10 protein-coding genes are annotated in these 10,303 nt (G+C 65.0%); 6 read left to right on the forward strand and 4 right to left on the reverse strand.

Going from position 1 to position 10,303, the window contains the following annotated elements; genetic code table 11:
• Window positions 1–146 precede the first annotated feature (146 nt).
• From AC0L2M_RS32940 to AC0L2M_RS32965, 6 genes are all read left to right on the forward strand, one after another.
• Entirely contained in the window at window positions 147–1,016 is an 870-nt protein-coding gene (locus AC0L2M_RS32940; protein WP_128174186.1) for an outer membrane protein assembly factor BamD, read from the forward strand.
• Between the two features lie 13 nt (window positions 1,017–1,029).
• On the forward strand, window positions 1,030–2,700 hold the full coding sequence (gene recN / locus AC0L2M_RS32945; protein ID WP_128174184.1) for a DNA repair protein RecN: 1,671 nt from the start codon (window positions 1,030–1,032) through the stop codon (window positions 2,698–2,700).
• Window positions 2,701–2,889: 189 nt separating this feature from the next.
• On the forward strand, window positions 2,890–5,040 hold the full coding sequence (gene ligA, locus AC0L2M_RS32950) for an NAD-dependent DNA ligase LigA (RefSeq protein ID WP_473537028.1): 2,151 nt from the start codon (window positions 2,890–2,892) through the stop codon (window positions 5,038–5,040).
• Window positions 5,040–5,732 carry a DUF2461 domain-containing protein gene (locus AC0L2M_RS32955; RefSeq protein WP_287173579.1) on the forward strand — a complete coding sequence of 231 codons (693 nt, stop codon included), beginning with the start codon at window positions 5,040–5,042 and terminating at the stop codon, window positions 5,730–5,732. The genes ligA and AC0L2M_RS32955 overlap by 1 nt, the downstream gene beginning before the upstream one ends.
• Before the next feature lie 230 nt (window positions 5,733–5,962).
• Window positions 5,963–6,691 (forward strand): AzlC family ABC transporter permease, encoded by a 729-nt coding sequence (locus AC0L2M_RS32960; RefSeq protein ID WP_128167158.1) that lies wholly within the window; start codon window positions 5,963–5,965, stop codon window positions 6,689–6,691.
• Window positions 6,688–6,984 carry an AzlD family protein gene (locus AC0L2M_RS32965; protein ID WP_023798752.1) on the forward strand — a complete coding sequence of 99 codons (297 nt, stop codon included), beginning with the start codon at window positions 6,688–6,690 and terminating at the stop codon, window positions 6,982–6,984. Before AC0L2M_RS32960 ends, AC0L2M_RS32965 begins: the two co-directional genes overlap by 4 nt.
• A 24-nt stretch (window positions 6,985–7,008) precedes the next feature.
• Here the strand turns inward: AC0L2M_RS32965 and AC0L2M_RS32970 are convergent, their stop codons facing one another.
• From AC0L2M_RS32970 to AC0L2M_RS32985, 4 genes are all read right to left on the reverse strand, one after another.
• A complete protein-coding gene (locus AC0L2M_RS32970) occupies window positions 7,009–8,148 on the reverse strand; it encodes a DUF1501 domain-containing protein (protein ID WP_473537029.1) in 1,140 nt (379 codons plus the stop codon).
• Between the two features lie 37 nt (window positions 8,149–8,185).
• Window positions 8,186–9,556 (reverse strand): DUF1800 domain-containing protein, encoded by a 1,371-nt coding sequence (locus tag AC0L2M_RS32975; RefSeq protein ID WP_473537030.1) that lies wholly within the window; start codon window positions 9,554–9,556, stop codon window positions 8,186–8,188.
• Window positions 9,557–9,628: 72 nt separating this feature from the next.
• Window positions 9,629–9,838 carry a periplasmic heavy metal sensor gene (locus tag AC0L2M_RS32980; protein WP_473537032.1) on the reverse strand — a complete coding sequence of 70 codons (210 nt, stop codon included), beginning with the start codon at window positions 9,836–9,838 and terminating at the stop codon, window positions 9,629–9,631.
• Window positions 9,816–10,097, reverse strand: a complete 282-nt coding sequence (locus AC0L2M_RS32985) for a periplasmic heavy metal sensor (protein WP_287173496.1) — start codon at window positions 10,095–10,097, stop codon at window positions 9,816–9,818. Before AC0L2M_RS32985 ends, AC0L2M_RS32980 begins: the two co-directional genes overlap by 23 nt.
• Window positions 10,098–10,303 lie beyond the last annotated feature (206 nt).

Raw genomic sequence — 10,303 nt, forward strand, 5'->3', positions numbered from 1 at the left:
CACGCAAGTGTGCGGGTTGCGCCAGGCTGCCACAAAAATGTGCGAATGGCCGGAGATAGCGTTGCCGGGCACGGCGATTATGGTTATGCCTGCTGCCCCAGGGCGAGATGTCGACTGAAATGACGCCGAAAGGGCGGAATCCAATCATGTTCTTTAAGCGAATTGGTCAATCGAAAGCGCCGCATCGGGCTGTTTTCCTGGCGCTTTCGGTGGTTGTTCCATCGCTGTTCCTGTCGGCCTGCATGTCGTCCGAAAAGGATGTCGACCTGTCGACCTATGTCGAGCAGACCGAGCCGGCAGACGTTCTCTACAATCAGGGCCTCGCCAATCTGAATGCCGGGCGCCTGCAGGAGGCGAGCCGCAAATTCGGTGCGGTCGACCGCCAGCATCCCTATTCCGAATACGCCCGCAAATCGATGGTGATGGGCGCCTTTGCCGACTATCGCCAAGGCAACTATACCGAGGCGATCGGTTCGGCCAAGCGCTATCTCACGCTCTATCCGTCGACCGACGACGCTGCCTATGCCCAGTATATCATCGGGCTGAGCTATTACCGGCAAATCAGGGATGTCACCCAGGATCAGAAGGAAGCGCGTCAGACCGTGCAGACGATGCAGGATCTGGTGACGCGCTGGCCCGATTCCGAATATGTCGACGACGCCAAGGAAAAGATCCGCTTCGCCAACGACCAGCTCGCCGGCAAGGAGATGCAGATCGGCCGCTATTATCTCGAGCGCCGTGAATACATCGCCGCCGTCAAGCGGTTCCGCGTCGTGGTGGAGACCTATTCCAACACGCGCCATGTCGAGGAAGCGCTCGCGCGTCTTACCGAAACCTACTACGCGATGGGGCTGACATCGGAAGCGCAGACTGCCGCTGCTGTGCTCGGCACCAACTATCCCGACAGCGTGTGGTACAAGGATTCCTACAAGCTCCTGCAGACTGGTGGGCTCGAGCCGCGCGAGAATGCGGGCTCGTGGATCGCCAAGGCCGGGAAGCTGATCACCGGCGCCTGAGCGGCGCGTCACCATGCTTTCCAGACTGTCGATCCGCGATATCGTTCTGATCGAGAAGCTGGACATCGACTTCTCGTCCGGTCTTTCGGTGCTGACCGGCGAAACCGGTGCTGGAAAATCCATCCTGCTCGATGCGCTGTCGCTGGCGCTTGGCGCCCGCGGTGACGCCTCGCTGGTGCGGCATGGCGCAGCACAGGGCCAAGTCATCGCCGTGTTCGACGTGCCGCGCAACCATCCTGCCCGCATGCTGCTTGCCGACAACGCTATCGAGGACGATGGCGACATCATCCTGCGCCGCGTGCAGACGGCGGATGGCCGTACCCGCGTCTTCGTCAACGACCAGCCTTCCAGCGTGACACTGATGCGCGATGTCGGTCACGCGCTGGTCGAGATCCACGGCCAGCATGACGAGCGTGCCTTGGTCGATCCCGGTGCCCATCGCGAATTGCTCGACAGTTTTGGCGGTCATCTCGGCGCTGTGCGGGCGACCGGCGAGGCATGGCGGTACTGGCGGGCCTGCGAACTGGAACTTTCGCGGCATCGTGCCAAGGTGGAAGCGGCGGCCCGCGAGGCCGACTATCTGCGCGCCGCGGTCGCCGAATTGACGAAGCTCGATCCCCAGCCAGGCGAGGAAGCCGACCTCGCCGAGTTGCGCGCCTCGATGATGCGGGCGGAAAAGATCGCCTCGGAAATCCACGATGCGCAAGATGTGCTCTCGGGCCCGTCTTCGCCCCTGCCGCAACTCGCCAGCCTGTTGCGACGGCTGCAGCGCAAGGTGACCGAGGCGCCCGGCCTGCTCGACGACGTGGTCAAATCGCTCGATGAGGCGATGCTGTCGCTCGACGCAGCGCAATCGGGCGTGGAAGCGGCACTTCGCGCCACCGAGTACGATCCGCGGCGGCTGGAACAGGCCGAGGAGCGGCTGTTTTCGCTACGCGCCGCCTCACGCAAGCACAGTGTGGCGGTCGACGATCTGGCGCAATTGCGCGATACGATGGCCGCCGATCTCGCCGATCTCGACGCCGGCGAGGAGCGCCTGCACGGGCTGCAGAAGCAGGCCGCCGCCGCGTGCGAGACCTATGACATTTCCGCTGCCCAGCTTTCGTCGCTTCGCCATGCGGCGGCGGTCGGGTTGACCAGGGCGGTGATGGCCGAACTGCCGGCGCTGAAGCTCGAACGGGCAGCCTTCATCGTCGAGATGGCAAGCGAGGCCGAGAGCCGCATGGAAGACGGCATCGATCAGGTCGAGTTCTGGGTGCGCACCAATCCCGGCACAAGACCGGGCCCGATGATGAAAGTCGCCTCCGGAGGCGAACTTTCGCGGTTCCTGCTGGCGCTGAAGGTGGCGCTGGCCGACCGCGGCTCGGCGCCGACCTTGGTCTTCGATGAAATCGACACCGGCGTTGGCGGCGCGGTGGCGGACGCCATCGGCCAAAGGCTGGCGCGGCTGTCAAAACGCGTGCAGGTGCTTTCGGTTACGCACGCGCCGCAAGTGGCGGCACGCGCGGCGACGCATTTCCTGATCTCCAAATCCGGCAGCGCCGATCGCGTCGCCACCGGCATCGCCGAGATGGACCGGGCGGCGCGCCAGGAAGAGATCGCGCGGATGCTCGCCGGAGCGACCATCACCGACGAGGCGCGTGCGGCCGCCGAGCGGCTGCTTCGCGAAAACACCGCGGCATAGCAGAGCTCATGCTCGGCGTTGTGGATCGAGTCAGGATGTGGCTCCATCCTGCTGTTCAGCAATGATTTTCTCAAAATCCTGATCTATTGTGGCGCGCCGCGCGTCCTTCGAACGCGCAAGGACGCTGTAGCAATTTGATTTCGCGCATGGCCCAGGAAATCGTTCCGGGTCAGCGTCGAGGAGCCGTGCATGCTCGAAAAACCAGTCGATTCACTCAGCGAAAGTGAAGCAGCCAGCGAGCTGAAGCGGTTGGCCGAGGAAATCGCCGCCCACGACCAGCGTTACCACGCCGAGGACGCGCCGACGATTTCGGACGCGGCCTACGATGCGCTGCGGCGGCGCAACCTTGCCATCGAGCAGCGGTTTCCTGCCCTTGTGCGCGAGGATTCGCCTTCACGCAAAGTCGGCGCGGCGGTGTCGGAGAAATTCCGCAAGATCGTCCATGCCATTCCGATGCTGTCGCTCGACAACGCTTTCGCCGATGCGGACGTGATCGATTTCGTCGGCCGCATCCGCCGTTTCCTCAGGCTCGGCGCCGACGCGCCGCTGGCGATGACTGCCGAGCCGAAGATCGACGGCCTGTCGCTGTCGCTGCGCTACGAGGCCGGACGGCTGGTGACGGCGGCAACGCGTGGCAACGGCCAGGTCGGCGAGGATGTGACGGCCAACGCCCGCACCATCGCCGAGATTCCCAACGTGCTCTCAGGCGATTTTCCCGATCTGCTGGAAGTGCGGGGCGAGGTCTATATGCGCCTCACCGACTTTGCCGAGCTCAATCGCCGCAATGCCGAGGCCGGAAAGCAGGTTTTTGCCAATCCGCGCAACTCGGCGGCAGGCTCCTTGCGCCAACTCGACACCTCGATCACAGCCAGCCGGCCGCTGCGGTTTTTCGCCTATACCTGGGGTGAGGTGAGCGCCATGCCCGCCGACACGCAGATGGGCATGGTGGCGGCGTTCGAGCGCTTTGGCTTCAGGGTCAATCCGCTGATGAAGCTGTTCGACAGCGTCGAGGGACTGCTCGAGCAATACCGGCTGATCGAATCCAACCGGGCGACGCTTGGCTACGACATCGACGGTGTCGTCTACAAGGTGAACAGCCTCGAGCTGCAGCAGCGGCTGGGCTTCGTCTCGCGTTCGCCGCGCTGGGCGATCGCTCACAAATTCCCGGCCGAGAAGGCGACGACGATCCTGACCGGCATCGACATCCAGGTCGGCCGCACCGGCGCGCTGACGCCGGTGGCGCGGCTGGTGCCGGTGACGGTCGGCGGCGTCGTGGTGACCAACGCGACGCTGCACAATGAGGACTACATCAAGGGCATCGGCAACAACGGCCAGCCGATCCGCGAAGGCCGCGACATTCGCATCGGCGACACGGTGAGCATCCAGCGTGCTGGCGATGTCATTCCGCAGGTCATCGACGTGGTCATGGAAAAGCGGCCGCCTGACAGTGTGCCATATGCTTTCCCAGTGCTTTGCCCGGCCTGCGGCAGCCACGCCGTGCGCGAGGAGGGGGAAGCAGTCAGGCGCTGCACCGGCGGATTGATCTGCCCCGCGCAGGCGGTGGAGCGTCTGCGCCATTTCGTCTCTCGGGGTGCTTTCGATATCGAGGGGCTCGGTGAGAAGCAGATCGAGTTCTTCTTCCACGCCGAGGATCCTTCACTACGCATCTATTCGCCGGCCGACATTTTTACGCTGAAGAAGCGGCAGGCAGCATCGCTGACCAAGCTCGAGAACGTTGACGGTTTCGGCGCGACCTCGGTACGCAAGCTGTTCGCGGCAATCGACGATCGGCGGCAGGTCGAGTTCTCGCGCTTCCTCTATGCGCTCGGCATCCGCCACATCGGCGAGACCAATGCCAAGCGGCTGGCCCGCCATTTCCTTTCCTTTGCCGCTTTCCGCGAAACCGGGCAAAGCGCCGTCATGCCGGCCGGCAAGGGTGACCCTGGCAACGCTGCCTGGCAGGAGTTGAACGGCATCAACGGCATCGGCTCGATCGTTGCCGAGGCGGTGGTCGATTTCTTCGCTGAAGACCATAACCGGCAGGCGCTCGATGCATTGCTGGCGGAAGTAACAGTGCTCGACGAGGAGCCGGTCGGTGGCGTGTCGTCGCCGGTCTCCGGCAAGACGGTGGTCTTCACCGGCGCGCTGGAAAAGATGTCGCGCGACGAGGCCAAGGCGATGGCCGAAAAGCTCGGCGCCAAGGTCGCCGGCTCGGTGTCGAAGAAGACCGATCTCGTCGTTGCCGGGCCAGGTGCCGGCTCCAAGCTCAAGCTCGCCACCGAATTCGGCATCGAAGTGATCGACGAGGATGCGTGGTTGGCGCGGATCGGCAAGGCGTGATGGAAGGCGCGTTCACCGGTTTCGGCCAAAAGGCCATTCCCTTCCTCAAGGCGCTCGATTTTCATCAGAGCCGGGAGTGGTTTCTGGAAAACCGCGACCTCTTCGAAAGCGAGCTGCGCGACCCCTTCGGCGATCTGGTCGAAACGCTCTCCGAGCGCTTCGCAGCGGCAGGGCTGGGTTTGCGCGGCAATCGCAAGAAGTCGCTGTTCCGGATCACTCGCGACGTGCGCTTCGCCAAGGACAAGCGGCCCTACAACCGGCATCTGTCGGCAATCCTCTCGCCTGATGGCACCAAGATGGAACAGGGCGTGTTCTTCATCCATATCGGGCTTGAGCGCTGCTTTGCCGGCGTTGCCTGGTGGCAGCCGGGGCCGGCGCTGCTGCTGGCGATGCGCCAGGCCATCGCGGCGCGGCCGGGTGAATTCCGGGCGCTGATCGAGGCGCTGAAGCAAAACCGCCTCGAACTCGATGCGGAAGGCTGCATGAAGCGCGCGCCACGCGGCTTCGAGCATGTCACGGCGGCCGATCTCGCGGCGGCCATCCGCAACCGGCATTTCGCCGTCCGGCACGAAGTCGACCCTGCGGGAATCCACGGGCCGGCGCTGGTCGACGAGCTGGTCGATTTCGCCTTGCGGGCCAAGCCGCTGCTCGACTGGGGCAGGGCGATCGAAGCCAAGGTCCCGGTGGACTGAGCACTGGCCGAAACGCGCACGCCTGAACCTGCGACGAGGATCACTTCCGCTGATTGTTGGCTCAAGCGAATTGGTGTGACAAGGCTGACAGCGCTCCCTACATACCAGCTTTCCCCCCGCATCGGCCCGAAAATCGGGATCGATTTTCGGATGGCCCGACGCGTGGATTCAAAGTGTTAGAGCGTCCTTTGATCGTCCAAAAGGACGAGCGGTGCTCCGAGGAGTGGCTGATGTCGGCGGAAGCAATCTCCGAAAACCGCGCAAAAAGCGATTTCTGGCAAGGCGTGCGGCTCAGCATGCCCGTCGTGGTGGCGGCGGCGCCGTTTGGACTGCTGTTCGGGGCGCTCGCCGTAGACAACGGATTTTCGGTGCTTGAAGCCTTGCTGATGAGCGCCATGGTTTTCGGCGGCGCCAGCCAGATGGTCGGCATCGAATTGTTCGGGCAGCATGTCGCGCCATGGCTGATCGTGCTGTCGATCTTCGCCGTGAATTTCCGCCATGTGCTTTACTCCGCGGGCATCGGCCGGCGCATCGCGCACTGGCCGCCGGTGCAGCAGGCGGTCGGCTATTTCCTGCTCACCGATCCGCAGTTCGCCGTGGCCGAGCGCAAGGCGGAGGCTGGCGAGACGGTCGGCTTCGCCTGGTATATGGGGCTTGGCCTGCCGGTCTATGTGTTCTGGGTGACCGAAAGCGCGCTTGGCGCGGTATTCGGCAGGCTTATTCCCGATACCCATGCGCTGGGCATCGATTTTCTGCTGCCGATCTATTTCCTCGGACTGGTCATGGGCTTTCGCAAACGGCCACTGTGGCTGCCGGTGGTCGTCGCCAGTGCTGCTGCCTCCATCATCGCCTACAAGACGGTGGGCTCGCCCTGGCACGTCTCGATTGGCGCCGTGGCCGGCGTGCTGCTCGCGGTCATCCTGCCGCCGCGCCACAGCGGCGTGGAGGCGCGGCCATGAGCACGACCTTGTGGATCATCATCGCCGGCGCGATCGCGACCTATCTGACCCGCATCGGCGGCCATCTGGTGATCTCGCGCTTCGAAAACATCCATCCGCGCGTCGAGGCCGGGCTGAACGCTGTGCCTGCCGCAGTGCTGACGACGCTGGTGGCGCCGGCAGCACTTGGCGGCGGGCCGGCGGAATGGGCTGCATTGATCGTCGCCGGGCTGGTCTCGCTGCGCAGCGGGCTTATGGCGATGTTTTTGGCCGGCGCCGTCGTGCTGGTGCTGGCCCGGCAGTTCGTCGGATAACCGGACCGGCTGAGTACGCCAGTCCTATTTGCGCACGATGTTGGAGATCGCGGGATCGAATCGACCTCCTGCAAAGAGCCTGCGCATCGTCTCTTGCGGATCGAGACCAAACGTTTCGGCTGATGTCACCGCAATCAGCGCGTCGAGGTCGAGCGTCGGGGCGAGGTCGCGTCCTTGGTAGAGTGCACCGGTAGACAGTCCCGGCCAGTCGGCCAGCACCCGCCCGCCATTCACCGCTCCGCCAGCGATCATCGCAGCCGATGCCGTACCGTGGTCGGTGCCGCCAGTGCCGTTGACGGCGACAGTGCGGCCGAACTCGGTGGCGACCAGCACGGTCGTATCCTTCCAGATATCGCTGAGGCCAACGTGCAACCCATCGATGAGCGCGTCGAGCGCTCTGAGCTGGTTGGCCAGCCTGGCTTGCTGGCCGCTATGGGTGTCCCAGCCGCTGGTTTCGATCATGGCAACGCGCGGTCCGCCGGCCTTGGCGAGGAAGCCCGCGCCGGTGCGGCCGACGCTCGCTGCGTCCTTGCGCTGCGCGTTCACCGCGCCCAACGCCCGTGTCTCCATCGCGCTGCTCCACAGCGCATGCAGCTGTTCGTCGGCGTCATAGAGCTTGCCGACGCGTGTCATCAGGTCGTCCGGCGCCTCCGGCAGGGCGGACGGCGCATAGGAGGTGACGTCTGCCTCGCCTCGCAGCGCCAGCGGGATGGTCGGTGCAAAAGCGATTGCTTCGCCGCGAGACTTCGGCAGCATGCCGACCAGCCGGTTCAGCCAACCGTCCTTGCGCTCGTAGGGCGAGCTGCCGCCGCTTTCGAGCACATTTTGACCGTCGAAATGCGAGCGCTCGCGATAGGGCGAAGCGACCGCGTGGACGAACAGCGCCTGCTTGTCCTGATGCAGCTTGCGGAGACCGGTGAGCGAAGGATGCAGGCCAAACGTGCCGTCAAGCTTTATCGGATCGTCGATGGCCAATGGGCCGCGCAGTGCGCGGTAGGCGGGGTCGGCATAGGGAACGATGGTGTCCAGCCCGTCCGCGGCGCCGCGCTGGATGATGAGAACGAAGCGGCGATCGGTTTCCACATTGGCGAAGACGATGCGCGGCGCGATCAGCATCGAGCCGAGGCCGGCGCCGGCGAGAGTAAGGAATTGACGGCGTTCCATCTTGGTCATCTCCTCTGGAAATCATCTTCGCTGAAAGTCATCTTCGTTGGAATTCGGGCGACACGAGCAGCAGCGCGATGCCGGTGCGCCGGCTCTCGGCGCGCTCGATCCCGGCCATCGTCAGGTCGCTGAGTGAGCCGGCAAAGAGTTTTCGCGCGAGATCTCGCGGATCGATATCGCCAACTTGCGCGGCGAGGCGCTGCGCCACCTCGACCCGGCGGACCAGTGCGTCGGGTGCTGCCCAGCTCCCGGCAACATCGTCATAGCCGGCCGGCGAACGCGGCCGCCATACCGGTTGGCCGAGTTGGTTGAGCAGTTGCGCCAGACGCGGCTTGCCGAGTTCGCTGCGGCCCAGGCCGCGCAGCGCCGAGATCGTCCATTCCCACGGCGTCTTGAACTTCGCCGCTGCTGGTTGCCAGGCTTCTGGACTGTCGAGGAGCGCGCGGTAGACCGCGACGAGATCGCCCTTTGACCGGCGAAAGGCTTCGGCGAGCCGCGTCACGACCGCGGCCGGCGGCTCGTCGGCGATGAAGTGGCGCGCCAGCTTGGTTGCGATGTGCGTTGCGGTTGCCTCGGCCGCCGCGAGGTCGCCGAGCACGGCGAGCGCCTGTTTGTCGCCGCGCTGGTCGTAGGTCTGGCCGATGATCGTGCGTTGGCCCGGTTCGTGCAGCCCGGGTCGAAAGGTGAAAGCGCCGGCCTGGCCTCGCCCTTTAGCGCGTCCGGTGCTGAAACCGGTCAGCGCCAGTGCGAATTCGGTCACGTCGGCCTGGCTGTAGCCGGAGCGTGCACCGAGCGTGTGCAGTTCCATGATTTCGCGGGCCAGGTTCTCGTTGATGCCGGGTTTGCGCTTGGCGTTGCGTTTCGCGGCGCGGTTAGCAAATTTTGAGTTGGGACCGATCGAGCGCACCTGGTCGATATAGAACAGCATCGCCGGGTGGCGCTCGGCGGCGAGCAGCATATCCTCGAAGCGACCGAGCACATGTGGGCGGATCGCCTCGCGCTCGAAGGCGCCGGCGATCAGGGTCACCTGCGGTTTCTCCGCCGAGATGGCGAAATGGTTCGACCAGAAATGCACGAGCCGCTCGATGAAGGGCGTCGATGTTTCGAGCGCCGCGCGTGCTCGCAGGTCGACCTCGTCGCGATAAAGCGCTTGAGCCTCCTGGCGTGCCGCCTTGCGGGCGGCCATCTTTGCGGCCGCGTCGGCGTCTTTGGCCTCGAGCATCGCTGCGGCATAGCCGGCGCCGAGTGTGGCCGAGTCCTGCGCGCCGGAAAAGACCGCCGGGTTTGCGTCGTAACTTTCGAACTGCGCTATCAGCCAGGATTTCGGGTCGGCCGGCGCCTCGTCGTCGGGCCGGGCGCCCAGGCCGAAGCGGTTGAGCGCAACCGCGACATCGCTCGGACTTGCCAATGGTGCCTCCGTCAGCATTGCTTTTGGAGGCTTCAACGCGGCAGCGACTGGAATCCGTCGCTGTTTCCAGCTCTATTTTTCGCCCGCTCGGCGCAGCATGTTGCTGCGGCCGCGCAGGCCGTCGACAAGTCGCGCCCTGTCGGCTGGCGTCAGTCCCGTCGCGAAGGTCACGATTGCCTGTTCGAGCCGGCCGCGCAGCGCCATATCGGCTTGCCGGACCGAGGCGAGCGTCTCATTGACCGCCGCTGCGTCGATCGGCTCAGCCTCGATCAGGCGCGCCACCGCCTCGCGGCCGACCCGAGCCGCTTCGATGTCGGCAGCCGACTGGCGCCGCGCCTCTGCGAAGCGCCTGGCGGAACGCCTTGCGCTGGTCGGGCGACAGGCCGGCCGCGGCGAAGCGCAGGCCGCGCTGGTCGCCCGCTCTGTCGCGCTGCCCCTGCTGCGCCTGCCATATATAGCCAGCGCCGGCGGCGGCGCCGAGCACGAAGACGTTCAGTGCCAACGAGACGGCAAGCAGGATCCTGATGCTGCGTTCGCTCATTGCACGTCCCCCTGCATGTCGCCGAATGCGGTTAGCGCATAGGTGTCGCCATCGTCAGGGGTGCTGTTGGGTGGCAGCAGCACGGCGACTGTCAGCGCCCCGGCCACCGCGCCCGCCAGTCCGATGCCGGCCAATCCGGCTCAAGCCGAAGCCGCGCTTGCACCGGCGGTGGAGCTCGACGATCTGCTGTCGCGCATCGCGTCGCA

It is taken from the genome of Mesorhizobium sp. WSM4806 (assembly GCF_055811635.1).

Coding starts and splice junctions, on each gene's coding strand:
- AC0L2M_RS32940 (WP_128174186.1), top strand. CDS start 147: ATGTTCTTTAAGCGAATTGGTCAATCGAAAGCGCCGCATCGGGCTGTT.
- recN (WP_128174184.1), top strand. CDS start 1,030: ATGCTTTCCAGACTGTCGATCCGCGATATCGTTCTGATCGAGAAGCTG.
- ligA (WP_473537028.1), top strand. CDS start 2,890: ATGCTCGAAAAACCAGTCGATTCACTCAGCGAAAGTGAAGCAGCCAGC.
- AC0L2M_RS32955 (WP_287173579.1), top strand. CDS start 5,040: ATGGAAGGCGCGTTCACCGGTTTCGGCCAAAAGGCCATTCCCTTCCTC.
- AC0L2M_RS32960 (WP_128167158.1), top strand. CDS start 5,963: ATGTCGGCGGAAGCAATCTCCGAAAACCGCGCAAAAAGCGATTTCTGG.
- AC0L2M_RS32965 (WP_023798752.1), top strand. CDS start 6,688: ATGAGCACGACCTTGTGGATCATCATCGCCGGCGCGATCGCGACCTAT.
- AC0L2M_RS32970 (WP_473537029.1), bottom strand. CDS start 8,148: ATGGAACGCCGTCAATTCCTTACTCTCGCCGGCGCCGGCCTCGGCTCG.
- AC0L2M_RS32985 (WP_287173496.1), bottom strand. CDS start 10,097: ATGAGCGAACGCAGCATCAGGATCCTGCTTGCCGTCTCGTTGGCACTG.